The organism is Paenibacillus sp. UNC451MF (genome assembly GCF_000686845.1).
In the GTDB taxonomy this organism is placed as follows: domain Bacteria; phylum Bacillota; class Bacilli; order Paenibacillales; family NBRC-103111; genus Paenibacillus_S.
The window spans coordinates 134,185-148,693 of sequence record NZ_JMLS01000017.1 but is presented as its reverse complement, the minus strand read 5'-3'; the positions used below and the strand labels follow the sequence as shown (position 1 = coordinate 148,693).

General features: G+C 44.3%; 16 protein-coding genes. 2 read left to right on the top strand and 14 right to left on the bottom strand.

The genetic code is table 11. The features are described 5' to 3' along the window. Nucleotides 1-121 precede the first annotated feature (121 nt). Entirely contained in the window at nt 122-1,558 is a 1,437-nt protein-coding gene (gene pdxR / locus BP97_RS0117770; RefSeq protein ID WP_028550297.1) for a MocR-like pyridoxine biosynthesis transcription factor PdxR, read from the top strand. Between the two features lie 73 nt (nt 1,559-1,631). On the opposite strand, the gene cyoE is transcribed toward pdxR, so the two are convergent. The 6 genes from cyoE to BP97_RS36755 all read right to left on the bottom strand — a co-directional run bounded on the left by cyoE (nt 1,632) and on the right by BP97_RS36755 (nt 7,234). Continuing rightward, complete coding sequence (gene cyoE, locus BP97_RS0117765; RefSeq protein WP_028550296.1) at nt 1,632-2,516, bottom strand: heme o synthase; 885 nt, start codon at nt 2,514-2,516, stop codon at nt 1,632-1,634. Further along, nucleotides 2,513-2,839: a cytochrome o ubiquinol oxidase subunit IV gene (gene cyoD / locus BP97_RS0117760; protein WP_036746112.1), complete on the bottom strand. Its 327-nt coding sequence runs from the start codon at nt 2,837-2,839 to the stop codon at nt 2,513-2,515. Before cyoD ends, cyoE begins: the two co-directional genes overlap by 4 nt. A gap of 1 nt (nt 2,840) precedes the next feature. Further along, nucleotides 2,841-3,452, bottom strand: coding sequence for a cytochrome o ubiquinol oxidase subunit III (cyoC, locus tag BP97_RS0117755; RefSeq protein WP_051620701.1), 612 nt, complete (start codon nt 3,450-3,452; stop codon nt 2,841-2,843). After that, nucleotides 3,449-5,434: a cbb3-type cytochrome c oxidase subunit I gene (locus BP97_RS0117750; RefSeq protein ID WP_028550293.1), complete on the bottom strand. Its 1,986-nt coding sequence runs from the start codon at nt 5,432-5,434 to the stop codon at nt 3,449-3,451. The genes cyoC and BP97_RS0117750 overlap by 4 nt, the downstream gene beginning before the upstream one ends. Before the next feature lie 25 nt (nt 5,435-5,459). Further along, nucleotides 5,460-6,365 carry a ubiquinol oxidase subunit II gene (gene cyoA, locus BP97_RS0117745; RefSeq protein ID WP_028550292.1) on the bottom strand — a complete coding sequence of 302 codons (906 nt, stop codon included), beginning with the start codon at nt 6,363-6,365 and terminating at the stop codon, nt 5,460-5,462. Between the two features lie 212 nt (nt 6,366-6,577). After that, a complete protein-coding gene (locus BP97_RS36755) occupies nt 6,578-7,234 on the bottom strand; it encodes a histidine phosphatase family protein (RefSeq protein ID WP_036746111.1) in 657 nt (218 codons plus the stop codon). A 104-nt stretch (nt 7,235-7,338) separates the two neighbouring features. Between BP97_RS36755 and BP97_RS0117735 the strand changes: the two genes are divergently transcribed. Beyond that, complete coding sequence (locus tag BP97_RS0117735) at nt 7,339-8,241, top strand: LysR family transcriptional regulator (protein WP_231506330.1); 903 nt, start codon at nt 7,339-7,341, stop codon at nt 8,239-8,241. Between the two features lie 86 nt (nt 8,242-8,327). Here the strand turns inward: BP97_RS0117735 and BP97_RS38955 are convergent, their stop codons facing one another. The 8 genes from BP97_RS38955 to BP97_RS0117695 all read right to left on the bottom strand — a co-directional run bounded on the left by BP97_RS38955 (nt 8,328) and on the right by BP97_RS0117695 (nt 14,399). Next, nucleotides 8,328-8,774 carry a FixH family protein gene (locus BP97_RS38955; RefSeq protein WP_051620699.1) on the bottom strand — a complete coding sequence of 149 codons (447 nt, stop codon included), beginning with the start codon at nt 8,772-8,774 and terminating at the stop codon, nt 8,328-8,330. Between the two features lie 245 nt (nt 8,775-9,019). Further along, nucleotides 9,020-9,556, bottom strand: a complete 537-nt coding sequence (locus BP97_RS0117725; RefSeq protein ID WP_028550290.1) for a GNAT family N-acetyltransferase — start codon at nt 9,554-9,556, stop codon at nt 9,020-9,022. Nucleotides 9,557-9,674: 118 nt separating this feature from the next. Next, a complete protein-coding gene (gene aac(2')-IIb, locus BP97_RS0117720) occupies nt 9,675-10,388 on the bottom strand; it encodes a kasugamycin N-acetyltransferase AAC(2')-IIb (RefSeq protein WP_028550289.1) in 714 nt (237 codons plus the stop codon). A gap of 198 nt (nt 10,389-10,586) precedes the next feature. Next, nucleotides 10,587-11,852 carry an FAD-binding protein gene (locus tag BP97_RS0117715; protein ID WP_028550288.1) on the bottom strand — a complete coding sequence of 422 codons (1,266 nt, stop codon included), beginning with the start codon at nt 11,850-11,852 and terminating at the stop codon, nt 10,587-10,589. A gap of 135 nt (nt 11,853-11,987) precedes the next feature. Next, nucleotides 11,988-12,890 carry an NAD(P)/FAD-dependent oxidoreductase gene (locus BP97_RS0117710; protein WP_028550287.1) on the bottom strand — a complete coding sequence of 301 codons (903 nt, stop codon included), beginning with the start codon at nt 12,888-12,890 and terminating at the stop codon, nt 11,988-11,990. 114 nt (nt 12,891-13,004) lie between these two features. Then, nucleotides 13,005-13,403, bottom strand: coding sequence for an Rrf2 family transcriptional regulator (locus BP97_RS0117705; protein ID WP_028550286.1), 399 nt, complete (start codon nt 13,401-13,403; stop codon nt 13,005-13,007). Between the two features lie 137 nt (nt 13,404-13,540). Further along, a complete protein-coding gene (locus BP97_RS0117700; protein ID WP_028550285.1) occupies nt 13,541-13,750 on the bottom strand; it encodes a hypothetical protein in 210 nt (69 codons plus the stop codon). An 88-nt stretch (nt 13,751-13,838) separates the two neighbouring features. Further along, entirely contained in the window at nt 13,839-14,399 is a 561-nt protein-coding gene (locus tag BP97_RS0117695) for a GNAT family N-acetyltransferase (protein ID WP_051620698.1), read from the bottom strand. Between the last annotated feature and the right edge of the window lie 110 nt (nt 14,400-14,509).

Genomic DNA, 14,509 nt, shown 5'->3' with positions numbered 1-14,509 from the left:
TCAAAAAATAGATAAACAATTGTCAACGTTACGATGAAAACCATGTTCATACCTATTAAAGATGAATGGTATGATAAACATCACAGCTACGTTTTATTTACGAACAAAGGGTGATGAAATCATGTGGAAACCCGATCGACAAAGCAGCAAACCTCTTTATGAACAAATTGCAGACCACCTGGAACAAAAAATTTCCTACGGTGAATTCCCCCCGGGCAGCTTGCTTCCCTCCGAACGAAAACTTGCGGAACAACTGGGTGTCAACCGAAGCACCGTCATTTTGGCATTTGGCGAGCTTCGATCAATGGGGATCATTGAAAGCCGGGCAGGCAGCGGAACGCGTGTAAGCAGAACCAAATGGGGAGCTATGCCGAAGCATACGCCTAACTGGAGTCGATACGCCGAGGGTGGCAGCTTTCTGCCCAATCTGCCCTTTTTGCGCAGGATTCGAGAAGCGCTGACTCAGCAGCCTTCTTTGATAGATTTTGCCAGCGGCGAACTATCACCGGATTTAGCTCCCGTCAACGAAATTGCTGCACTGATGAGTGAACATCGTTACACATCTTATTTGGGCTATGACAACCCACAAGGCTATGTTCCGCTAAGAGAAGCACTGGTATCCTATTTGGATACATATCGGGGTATACAAGCATCCGAATCATCCATTTTGATAACATCCGGCTCCCAGCAGTCTTTGTATTTAATTACGCAATGTTTATTGTCTCCAGGAGATGCCGTTGCAATAGAAGATCCTTCTTACTGCTACTCATTGCCCATGTTTCAATCCGCTGGTCTGCGTCTGTTCCGGCTGCCTGTTGACGAGCACGGAGTGTGTCCGGACGACATTCGCTCTTTATACAAAAAGCATCGTATCAAGATGGTGTTCTTGAACCCGAATTTTCAAAACCCGACTGGTACCGTAATCAGTTTGGAACGGCGAAAACAATTGTTTGACGTCGCAAGCGAATTAGGACTTCCAATTGTGGAGGATGATCCTTTTAGCTTAACGGCTTACGAGGGTAAAGTACCCATGCCGCTCAAATCGATGGATTCGAACGGTTCCATTCTTTATATCGGTTCATTTTCCAAAATTGCCGCTTCCGGTCTACGGATCGGCTGGATGGTAGCACCGCGATCAATTGTGGAGAGACTCGCTGATGCCAGACAGCAAATGGACTTTGGTCTAAGCGTCATTCCGCAGCAGGTAGCCGCCCAATTCATCAAATCGTCTTACTTTAGACCTCATTTGGATCGTCTGCAAATCCAATTGCAGTTCAAACGGGATCTACTGATCGAATCTCTGCGGAAGGAGCTGCCGGATTTGGTTACCTTCACTGCGCCTCAGGGCGGGTTGCATTTGTGGTGCAAGCTGTTGCACGTAGTTCCCGATGCTAAACTGCTGGAAGAAGCGATCAAAAAGGGCGTCGTTTTTGTACCTGGCAGCGTGTATGGTTCAGACCCGGGTTTCGTTCGGTTCACGTATGCAAGAGCAAATGCCGAAGAAATAAAATCTGGTATCTCCAAATTTGCTGAAGCGCTAAGGGAATTGATGACCTAGCCTTCCGGTACCATATAATGAAAAGGTTGGCATTCTCGATGCCAACCTTTTTTTCCCATTCCTACCCTTTCGTTCAATTCAAAAAAGGGCGTCCTGGCGTATCCAGAATCATAACGACAAACACGATCATCAAGTAATTGACAGATAAAAGAAAATTGGTTTTTGCCCAAGCATCGTTGTTGACAGTCACAATCCCGCACAGCGTGTGCCAACACCAGGCCACACATGCTAGCAAGGATACGATCAGGAAGACGAGCCCGGAATAGCCAAACAAATAGAGTAAAATGATTGTCGGGAGCAGCAGAACGACATAAGGAATCATCTGCTGTTTGGTTCGTCTAATTCCTTTCTGGACTGGTAACAGCGGATATCCCGCTGCTCTGTATTCTTCAACGCGTCGAATTGCAAGCGACCAGAAATGAGCTGGCTGCCATAGAAACAATAACGCAAACAGAAGAAGTGCTCCTGTATCGATCTCATTGGAAAAAGCACAATAACCAATAACCGGTGGTATGGCTCCTGATATTCCTCCAATCGATGTGCTCCAGGTGGAGGCTCGTTTCAACCATATAGTGTAGACCACTATGTAAACAAACATGCCGACAAGGCTGAGCCAACCGCAAAGTTCGTTTACTTTCCAGAATAACACGATTTCTCCCGCAATCCCAAGTATCAATCCATATGCCAACGCACTCTTGCGTTTAATTCTCTCCGTGGCAAGCGGCCGATCCTTGGTCCGGTTCATTCTTTGGTCAAGCTTATAATCCCACACATTATTCATGACACAAGAAGATGCCATCGTAAGCGTGATTCCTATCAGCACCCATAACAGAAGCTCCCAATCCACTGACCATTTGGAAGCTAACCAGTAGCCCCCAAATGCAGCAATGAGATTTAGTTGAAGAATGCGTGGTTTGGTCAATTCGATCCAGTCTCGGAATGAAGATGTTAGGCTCATGCTGCCACCATGTTGTATAGCATGATCCACATCGACCCAGCAACGATGACCAACAGAATCACCAGCCCAAGAAGGAGTGAAATCAAATTGTAACGCGGCTTCTTCTCTTCCCTCAGATGCATAAAGAAAAACAGCTGCACGACCAATTGAAGTACTCCCGCCGCCATCAATACAATAGCTTTAGTGCTCCCCGTAAGCCACCCCCCCATGACGATGGCGACAGGAATGGCAGTCAAGATGAGGGAACATAAGAAACCTATTGTATACGATCGAAAGGATCCATGCGTTTCTTCCTGTGAATGTGCCGAAATCATGTGCGCCATCTTAGTTCACCCCCATTAGATAGACAACGGTAAATACAAAAATCCAAACCACGTCCAGAAAGTGCCAAAACAGGCTGATTACATGGACTTTTCGTTTCGTTACGGGGGTAATCCCCTTTTTGGTCAGCTGCATCATCAACGCGATCATCCAAACCAATCCAATTGTGACATGCAATCCATGAGTACCTACCAGCGTGTAAAATGCCGATAAAAATGCGCTGGTACCCATCGTTGCGCCCTCGTTCACGAATTCGGCAAACTCCTTGACCTCCAGTCCGATAAACAGGGCACCGAGCAAAGCCGTGAGGCCGAGCCACCCTACCAGAGCCTTCTGTTTTCCTTTGTGCATGGCAAGTACGGCCAACCCACATGTATAACTGCTTGTAAGCAATATCAATGTGCTTGCAATAACTCCATTCAGTTCGAACAAATCGGCTGGACCGGGTCCTCCATTGGTACTGTTTTTCAGAACGATATAAGTGGCAAAGAACGTGCCGAAGATCATAATATCCGTCATGAGGTAAATCCAGAAGCCGAACGTGCGCATCTCTTCCAAATCTGGATGTTCGTGATGCCCTGTAACTGACGGTTCAGTCAGATGGGTGCCATTCATGAGTTGTTCACCTTCCTTAAAGCTGCCTCCGTACGCTGAACTTCGTCGACCGGAATATAATAGTCGGTATCATAGTTAAAAGAGTGAGCTAGCATGCAAGCTGCAACGCCCGCTAATCCAGGTATGATTAACCACAGCCAATGGAACACGAATCCGAAGCCAGCTACAAACCAGAACCCCGCCATTACTATCGGAATACCGGAGTTTTTGGGCATATGAATCGGCTCTAATGATTTTGCAGCATTCGGAACATACGGTCCCTCTCCCCTTCGGTGCTTCTCCTCCCACCATTCATCCTGCTCCGATACTTGCGGAATCACTGCAAAATTGTAGTGAGGCGCTGGAGAAGGAATGGACCATTCCAAAGTGCGTCCGTTCCATGGATCCCCTGTCGTATCGAGATTTTTCCGAAAATGCTTGACGCCATGGGCAATTTGCCACACCTGGAACAGAAACGCAATTCCCATGAGCCCGGCGCCGATAGTAGATACCAGATTGAGCTCCCACCAGCCTTTATCCCAGCTATAGGTGACGACACGCCGTGTCATGCCCATTAACCCGAGTACATATTGCGGCATAAAGCATACATAGAAACCGATATTCCAGAACCAGAACGCCCACTTGCCGATGCGCTCGTTCAGCTTGAAACCGAACAATTTAGGCCACCAGTAATACAAGCCTGCAAAGTACCCGAACACGACACCGCCTATAATCACTTGATGAAAATGTGCGATCAGAAAGTAACTGTTATGATATTGAAAATCCGCTGGAGCAACCGATAGCAGCACTCCTGTCATACCGCCAATCACAAAACAAGGAATAAACCCAACCGTCCAAAGCATAGGCGATTCGAAAGTTATCTTGCCCCGAAACATGGTAAACAGCCAGTTGAACACTTTGACCCCGGTCGGGATGGCTATCAGCATTGTGGACAAAGCGAAGAAGGCATTGACGTCCGCCCCCGAACCCATCGTAAAGAAATGGTGCGCCCACACAAGAAACGATAAAACGCTGATGATCATCATCGCATACACCATTGATTTATAGCCAAATAGCTTTTTCTTGGAAAAGGTCGCCACTACTTCGGAGAAAATACCGAACGCCGGCAGAACAATAATATAGACTTCGGGATGTCCCCACATCCAGATCAGGTTAATGTACATCATGGGATTCCCGCCGCCATCTAATGTGAAAAAGTGTGCTCCGGCATATCGGTCCAAAAACAACAACGCCAATGTCGCGGTCAGGATGGGAAACGAGAAAATAATTGCAATACAGCTCGAGAGTACAGACCAAACGAACATCGGCATTTTCATCAGCTTCATGCCTGGTGCACGCATCTTTAGAATGGTAACGATAAAATTAATACCGGTCATCAAGCTGCCGATCCCGGATATTTGGATGCCCCATATATAGAAGTCTTGTCCGACACCAGGGTTATACATCAGCTCAGAATAAGGCGGGTAAGCAAGCCAGCCTGCATCTGGCGAACCGCCGATAACAAAGCTCAGATTGAACAGCATGGCTCCAGCGAAGAACAGCCAGAAGCTGAGTGCATTCAGGAACGGATACGCTACGTCCCGCGCTCCGAGCTGAAGCGGCACCACCACATTAAATAGACCGAACATAAAGGGCATAGCCATAAACAATATCATAATGACGCCATGCGTGGTGAATATCGAGTTGTAATGTTCAGGCTGCAGAAATCCCAGCTCCGGCATCGCGAGCTGCGTTCGCATTAGTAGAGCGTCCACCCCGCCGCGAAACAACATAAGAAAAGCGGAAAGAATATACAAAATACCGATTTTCTTGTGATCGACCGTTGTCAGCCATTCTCGCCACAGCCACCCCCATCTTTTGAAATAAGTCAGTGCAAATAAAATAGCCAACAGAGTCAGTACGATACTTACATCGGCACCATAAATCAACGGATCGCCGGTTACGAAAAATTGGGAGGCGAAGCTTTTGGCATGATCCAGCATGAAGTTATTTCTCCTTTCCTACAGCTTACTTATGCTCGTGCATAGTGTTATCTTCCTGTACAGACATTTCATGATGATGAGATGCTGCATATTTGGTCACGATTTTTTGAAACAATCCTTCAGGGAAGGAAGAGTACGTCAGAACCTTAGAAGCGGAAGGCTCAGCCAACTGCCTGTAGCCATCGAGCGTAAGCGCTGGCGAATCCGCTTTAACCCCTCTTACCCATTGATCAAATTGGTCCTGTGTTATGGAGTCTACGTCAAAATACATTTTCGCAAAGTCTTTACCAGTAAAGTTGGCGCCTGATCCCCAAAATGTACCTAATTCATCCGCTTGCAAATAAAGCGTCATGGCCATGCCGGACATAGCATAGATTTGTCCTCCAAGCTGAGGAATCCAAAAAGAATTCATAGGAGAATCAGCCGTTATCTCGAACCGGATAGGAACGCCTTTAGGAATTTTTAACTCATTCACGGTGGCTATCCCTTGTTCAGGATATTGAAACAGCCACTTCCAGTTTAAAGAGGTCACCTGAACGGTCATTGGTTTGACATCGGACTTTATCGGTTTGGAAGGCTCTAACGCATAAGTGAATTGGACGGTAATCACCGCTATCGCCAGAATGACGATAATCGGAATCCCCCACCAGATAACCTCCAGCTTGGTGCTGTGTGCCCAATTCGGCGAATAGTCTGCTTTTCTGCCCTTTCTATCCCTATAACGCCATAAGATGATGGCCGTTAGAATGAGTACCGGGATAATGACTATGGAGCATAACGCTGTTGAAATGAGCATCAAATCCCTCTGCTGCTCCGCAATAGGTCCCTTCGGATTAAGTACGCTGATATCGGAACATCCAGTGAAGAGGAACAGCAAAACCATCATCATGGATAATAATGCGAACCATCTCAGCGTTTGGGAAAAATTCATGTTGTGTCTCAACTCCTTGTTTCAGTATGGCTTGCATTAAGCTTCACTCTAAAAGAGAGCGGCAAAAGTGTCACCAACCGCTTGAGGACACAATTCCACCCTCCAAGTTCAACATTTTGAGATCATTTGATCATGATTTGGTCATATTTCCAAAAAAAATAGCCCACCACAGGAGAGCCAATTTTCTGACAGTTGAACTTTCTTAGCACTATTCATTTCTCAGCTTCCTTGGGGTAGGCTGCTGCTAAATGGTTTGCGTAATGTGAATTATCGCCATACAATTCTATAAAGGATTTGCCGTCTTTGAAATGGATGCTGCTTAGGCTAGCTGGGGCAATATCTGGCATTTCCCTCATCTCACTTAGCGTGTTCCCAAAGTAATAGTTCATAATGACTTTCAAAGTGATACGGTGAGTTACAATAAGAATCTTTCCCCCTTTAAAAGCGGTTAAAATATCTTCCAAAGCGGATACGCCCCGTACCAACAACTCAAAGTAAGTCTCTCCTCCTTCAGTCGGGCAATATAGGTGTGGCTCTTCAAAAAACCGTCCGTACTCCCTTGTGTAAAGCCCATGTATTTCAGTTAAGAGCTGGCCCTCCCACAGGCCCATATTGATTTCTTTGAATGCATCCAATTGTCTGACATGCTCACGGTTCATTCCGGAAATTATCTCGGCTGTTTGGACAGCTCTCGGACTTGAACTTGAGAATATGGCGTCCCACTTCATCTCCTTTAATCGGTCTCGCAGTTGAGCGGCTTGCTTTTGGCCCTCTCGAGTTAAGGGTGAATCCAAGTGCCCTTGCATTCTCTGTTCCACATTCCATTCCGTCTGTCCATGTCTAACGAGGTAGACTGATGTGCTATCCATAACGCATCCCCTTTCCCAATTACTTGAAGTATACCTTCGTAATGCATAAAATAATAATATAGGTTTTATATTATATATTAATAGAATGTATAGAAGGTGCTCGAATGTCCATTAATCTGCATGCCTTGATGTTGTTTTATCATGTTGCAATAGCCGGAAGTGTTACAGAGGCATCCAAAAGGCTGAACATCAGTCAACCCGCTATTTCAGCCCAAATCCGAAATTTCGAAAAGCAATATGGTATCATTTTATTCGAGAAAAAGGGTCGAAACTTGGTTCTAACCCCATTTGGGCAAAAGCTGTTTAAACCTACGGAAAAGCTATTTATTTTGGAAGAGCAAATTCAAGGCATGATCGAAGATTACCAAAGTCATCCCAAAGGAAAGCTGAGAATCTCCGGTAATTATCTTGCAACAAGTGTTCTTATCCCGAGGTGGGCTTCTCTTTTTAAACAAAAATATTCTCAGGTAGAAGTCGAAATCTCGACTGTTAATTCACAAAACGCATTTGAGAGCTTGAATAATTACGAAGTAGATATCGCAATTTTTGGGAACAGTAATATCACGACACAGACCAACCACTCTCTGCAGTGCTTGGAATTATACAGTGATGAATTTGTTTTCGTGGTTGCTCCCAACCATAAATATGCCAACCAGCATATTTCAATTGAGGAAATGATCAAGGAACCGTTTATCATGAGGGAGGAAGGTAGCACCACAAGAAAAAGGCTAGTTGAAGTATGCACAGCCCAGAACGTGAGTCCTCCAAGTATAGAATTGCAATTTAATGGACTTAATGAAACGATTCAAGCTGTTGTAGCGGGATACGGGGTCAGTTATGTTTCTCTTCTTGTAGCAAGTCAATTCATTAGGCGTGGAGAGCTGGCAAAGGTTGAGGTTGACGGAATCCGGCTTACGAATAAGATCGTACTTTGTTCACATGAACCGGCTTATTTGGAAGGATATATTCGCGATTTTATTTCTATAGTTCTTAAAAATAAAGCTTAAATGAAACCCGACCTATGTAAAAGAACTCTTGGAAATGGTGATTCCATAGAGTTCCTGAGCTATCTAATTTATAGTTAAACGATGATTCAAGACTTTATTTGACTCTCGGAAGGAAGTACATCTTTAACGAACAATTCCTGTTCGGTAGTTGTAACATCCCCTCTTTGATCCTTGACGTGCGCTCGCATATAATAGGTTCCACTTTCCGAAAATAACGTTTTAGTACGGTAAGTGCCGTCAAGCCAATGAGTTGCAGTAATCATTTTATGGTTGTCACTATCTTTTTTCCAAATTTCTATTTTGACATCATCCGCATCCTTTACCTTATTATTCCCTTGGGCTACGTCAGCGTCTATAAGAATTGCTCGTCCAGGTAGCAGCACTTCCTGAACCGTTTTTACATCAACGTCAACCGCTTGTGCAGAGCTGCTTTTTGCATCAATGGCTCCAGAACAAGCAGTAGACATAAACAGAAAAGCTAAACTGACCAGCGATAATATGCTTTTTCTCATATACTTTGTGTAGTTGATCATGTTTCAACCTCCTTTGTAGCTCAAGTATACACAGACCAAGCATCCATTAATAATATATAATTTGTTCTATGTATAAATAAAAGTTATGAATACCAAAAAAGACATAAATCATCCTTCCCATTGAAGAATGGTTTATGTCTTTTTTCAGTATTAATGATGGCCTCTAGAGAATAATGAGCTTCTTCGATCCGACGACTATCCTTCGGCAATATACTGGAAACGACAATTAAGATTGTAATCGTAACTTAATCAAAGAAAACACTTGGATACTCAACAACTCCTGAAGCATTATCAAGAGTTCCTTGACGCAGCTCAAGCGCCATAAATGCTTCATCTGGCACTTCAAATGGTGCCGTTATCCCCCATAAAGATGCTTTTTTGAAGCCAAACTTCGGGTAATATTGTGGATGTCCGAGTACAACGACAGAATGGTATCCAAATTCTTTTGCTTTTTGTAATGCTTCAAGAATCAACTGCTCTCCTATGCCTTTATTTTGGTAATTTGGCAAGACCGAAACAGGAGCAAGAGCAAGTGATTCAACACTTTGATTATCATTAATAATTTTTATTTTAGATAAAAGTATATGTCCAACGATCTCATTATTATCTTTGTCCGTGGCCACTAATGATAGTTCAGGAATGAAAACATCTGATTTTCTAATTCGAGCCACCAATTCATGTTCTTTTTTATCGCTGAACTCTAAATTAGCAAATGCATTCTTTATGATTCTTTCAGTCAATTTATAATCATCTAATAGTTCTTTTCTGATAGTTATGCTCACATTTAATTCTCCTAATTCAAAATAGTTTGATTTCCCCTTTATTTTATCACATTTACGCTTCTCTAATTCTACCCGCTACCTCAAATAGGATTAAACACATCTCCCTATACGAAACGGTTCAATAAACTGTGAAATTGACTCCATAAAAGGACAATGCTGATTTTCTAGCTACACTTTGGGATGCAAGATTGTCCCACGAGGTACTGTATAACGGTAAACCTCCTACCTTCCGAACCTCCATTGCCCATCCGGCTACAACTGAAGCAGCATATCCTATACCACGAAACTCTTCCAAGGTCTCAAGACCAGCTTCATGTGCCATGGATGTGATGCGAACACTTCGGCAAATCGAGACAGCCTGGTTTTCCCTTATTAGCGCTACGCAAGGCTGCGCGTAGTCTATTTCTGAAGTCATCCATTCGAAATTTCCGCCCAACAATTCCTTCATATTTTCCCGGTTGACGTTGACTACCTTCATTGTAGATGCGGCCTCTCTAGGAACAAGATAACATGGTCCCATCGTGAACCTTTTCCCTTGGAGGAGGTTCATATACGCTTCAAAATGTTTTGGCTTCGTCTGGAAATCTGTCACAATTGGTTCGTCAGCGCAAAGTCCTTCTAATTGCCTGACAAGCTTCTCCTGTACATCATACCGGAATCGACTGAGAGTCGTTCCCTCAATAGATCGACCCAAGAAAAACCGTGGAGCATCGGCAGCTCCGGGCCAGGGTTCATTTATCGTGCGTAGCCGCAAGTTATGGTCATGTGTAAACAAAGCCTCTGCATGGTATTCCACCAACTTATAGGGTTTGATCCAGTCCTGATTACTCAAATTCCACCCCTCCAGTCCATTAAAGTGATTTTCTCACGAATCACTATCCATAGTATCAACATACCCAAAGATGACCAGAGAATATTTAATAATAACCGAACTATCCTGCCGTTTTTAAACGCAACGAAGCTGCCGTTCTTCTCAACGGCAGCTTCGTATTGTTGATTACTCTATACAATAAAGTAAATAACCAAGGAATTAGTTCCCCATAATGTATTTATTCAAGTAGTCATTGCGGAATTTCCCTTCGGGATCACATCGAAGGAGCAGCTGTTGAAAGTCGGGCAGCTTCTCATAGAGGGAATGCAGTTGCTCCGGCTGCATGGCAAAGAGCTTACTCCAGTGTGGACGAGCATGGAAAGGCGCGAGCTTTTCCTCGATGATAGGCAATACTTTTTGAACCGCCTCCCAATTAGGCTTCCACGTAAAGTGGATAGCTACAGATTCCTGCTTATAGCAAGGGCTCATCCACAGCTCGTCTTTTGCAATCGTACGAACCTCGGAAACATAGAGCAGTGGCGATATGTATTCCCGTATCTGGTCAATCGCACACAATGCTTGATATGCATCATGGCGCGATACGAAATACTCGCTTTGCAGCTCCTCTCCGGCGCTTGGGGTGAAATCCATGCGAAAATGCGGCATCCGTTCGTACCATGGTCCTGGAATGCCCATCTGTTCGGTACAATTCTCTGATGTCTGACCTGGCACTGGGTGTCGTCGTGCAGTTGCCCGTGCCGCTCCGAAAAACTCAGGCTCCATCGGATCGGAGGATTGATTTGTTGTTTTCTGTTTTATCCACACTTGATTGAATGTCGCATTCTTCCAATCAGTAAATAGACTGACGCTGTAAGCACTGGAAAATATATCATCGAAATGGTCTTTAAGCTGTACCAGAGGCAAATTGTCATATACTTGCTGACTCATCTGAAATTCCGGTAATATATCCAAAGTCATTTTGGTGACTACACCCAGGCCCCCTAGTCCTACAACGGTTCCATCGAAGACCCCGTCTTGTTGATCCCGTGAGAAGACAATCGTCTCCCCATTCGCTTTGATGACCTCCAGGGAATGAACTGCTGTCGCTAGGTTGCCGTTCAGATCACCGGAACCATGCGTTGCCGTAGCACATGCACCTACGACAGTAATATGAGGAAGTGAAGCCAGATTGTGCAGCGCATAGCCATTGCTGTGAAGATATTGGCATAGCTCACCATATCGGACACCGGCCTCGATCGTCACTCTACTGCTAGTGCGATCTAATGCAATCACTCGATTAAGCTTCTGCAAAGAGAGCAGATTTTCAGTAGAATCGGAGATTCCATTAAATGAGTGGCGCGTACCAAGCACCTTGATTCGGCCGCAGCGTGCCACTAATTCTTGTACTTGTTCCGTATTTTCGGGAACATGAAGGTGCGAGGTGCTGTACTTATAGTTACCTGCCCAGTTTCGAAATACTTCCATAATCCACACACTCCTTGCTGGACTAATTCAGATAAGTCTCTCAAGTAAAATATTTCGTCGAGAAATACCTAATTCCTTTAGGAGAGTTCATTTTTCAGGAACATTTGTGTCATGAATAAGGGACACATTACATTGTTATTCAAAATCTTCTTCCGTCAAATCCATATTAACCCCCATAGCAGTTCTGCTGCCGTCTGCCGCGGCAAAAATTAATTGGGAAGGCATGAAGTACGAAGCATCTCCTGCAGAATATAAACCAGGTATTGAGGTTCTTCCCGAATGATCGGTCTTGATCCCGCCTAACTCCGTCCTTTCACAGCCCAAACGTTCGCCGAACGGTGCGCTTTGCACAAATTTGGGAGCCACGAAGCCACCAGCCCTTGGGATTTGAGTCCCATCGGCAAAACGAACATGTTCTAACTGGCCATCTTTACCTATGAAAGCCGCTATAGGTTTTTCTATCACATCAATCCCTTTTGATAGAAGCCGCTTTTTTTGCTCATCCGACAAAGACACCTGGCCATTCGTGCAGACGATTAAATCCTTGCTCCAGTTGTGGAGCATTTTGGCCGTATGAAAAACTGACGAATGTTCTGAAACAATGACAAGCGGTTGATCGCGTAGCTCCCAACCATCACAATAGGGACAATTAAACAAACTTTTCCCATACAACGGATGTAAACCTTCAATTTCGGGAAATATCTCCTTAACTCCTGTCGCCAAAATCAGCTTTCGAGCTCGAGTTACAACGCCTGATGAATCAATCATCTCAAATCCGGAATCGATTTTACTAACCGTAACAACCTCGGTTTGCAGATGATCGACAGAAGGATATCGCAGTACCTCCTCATAGGCAACGCGGCGGAACTCTGCCGGTGTTACGCCGTCTCTCGTAATAAAGCCGTGAGATGCATGTGTAACGGCATTTCTGGGGCGATTATTGTCGAACAAAGCCACGCTTCTTCTTGCTCTACCGAGTACAAGAGCAGCATTTAACCCGGCAGGGCCTCCACCAATTATCGCGCAATCGTAAATCATAATGATCATCTCCTATAATAGATATTACAGATTCTTTATATCTATAATAAAACCAAAAAATACTTAACACACTTAGAGAATCTTAATCTTTCATTCAACCTAACATGGTTCTCCTTAAACTTGCGTTTGCTTTTTGGCCAGATCCATCAATTTTGTATTCTTGAGATGCCCCTCCATCTTCTCTTCCGCTTCCTTCATAACAGCTTGAATCAAGCATTCGTCGCCATGGACAAAATCACATTCAAACAAGGAGGCATTCCCCTCAATGGCATGGATAATATCCAAAAAATTAATGTCGTCTTTTTTGCGGGATAATCGATAGCCTCCGTTGGCCCCGGAAATCGATTCGATCATTCCAGCTTTCACGAGCCTCGTTAAAATTTTGGAAAGATAGGTGGGTGAAACACCTTGAGATTCCGCCAACTGCTGAACGCCAACTGGCTTCGCTGAAGAAGCATCAACAAGCAAGAGCATAGTATGCAGAGCATAATTGGTCGCTTTTGTAAATCTCATAATAACACCTCAATACAAAGACTTATTGTATCTATAATATCCTTGAAACAACAAGTATGTCAACTGCCTGGATTCATTTTCTGCATTGTAGGACTTTTGTATATAAAAACACCCCCTCTTGGGGGGGCAATTATCGTTTAAGAAAGTGAGTCTTGGCTGTCAGAAACTTTAGCCTGCATATGTTCCAATTGGGCTTTTTGCAGCTGCTCTTTTGCAGCCTGAACGTCTTGTTCTCGATTGACATTACTATGAGTTGCTTCGTTAAGCGCGTGGAGTGCGTGATTCAACTCATTTTGAGCTTTGGTTCTTGCACTTTGCTCATGTTGATTCGATTGTTGGTCTGTCATTGAATATTCCTCCTTAATAATTCACACCACAGTTAATATGGACAGAATATTCATTTGTGATTCATTCTTTGTTATCGGGGGGACACTATTATTTACGACGATACGCCTTTTCATGAAACCGTGTAATACTGCGAAATAACATTATCCCATCCTCAGGCAACCGATCCATCTCATCGAAGTTCAAATACATTGCCTGATAAGGCTCAGGTACCCAAATGTATTGATGAACATAAGCAGTAAGATGGAACCCGTTCATTTCCCAAAAATGGACTCGCCGGCTATTCTCCTCCGTCGGTTCGGATTCCACTTCAACAATAATTCCTTTGCAGCCCGCAGCCGTACGCGTCCATTGCTTGATTCGGTCCAGCAGTAATCGTCCGTAACCTCTGCCGCGAACATCAGTACGAACCGCTAAATAATCGATTAGCAAAGCGTCTGCTTGTTTATCGATTCCAGTTAGCGCCATCCCAACGATTTCTGATCCTTGAGCGATTGTGTGCAGCTGACACATACGTTTTTCAAACATGCGACGAATGATGTCTCGACTTTTCTTGCCGTCAAGCGGAAACGCTTGTTCGTAGATTTGCTCCACGGTGATCCAACGGGTTTCGTCCCACTCGTCTGTGATCTGGTACTCCAATGTATCCAATCCTATTCACCACTTTCGATAATCCATGTCCAAGAAAAGTTAATCTTCTATGATTATAACATTACTGGTGGAGTAAGATTAGCAAATCATTGGTTGGATGATAAGCGTTT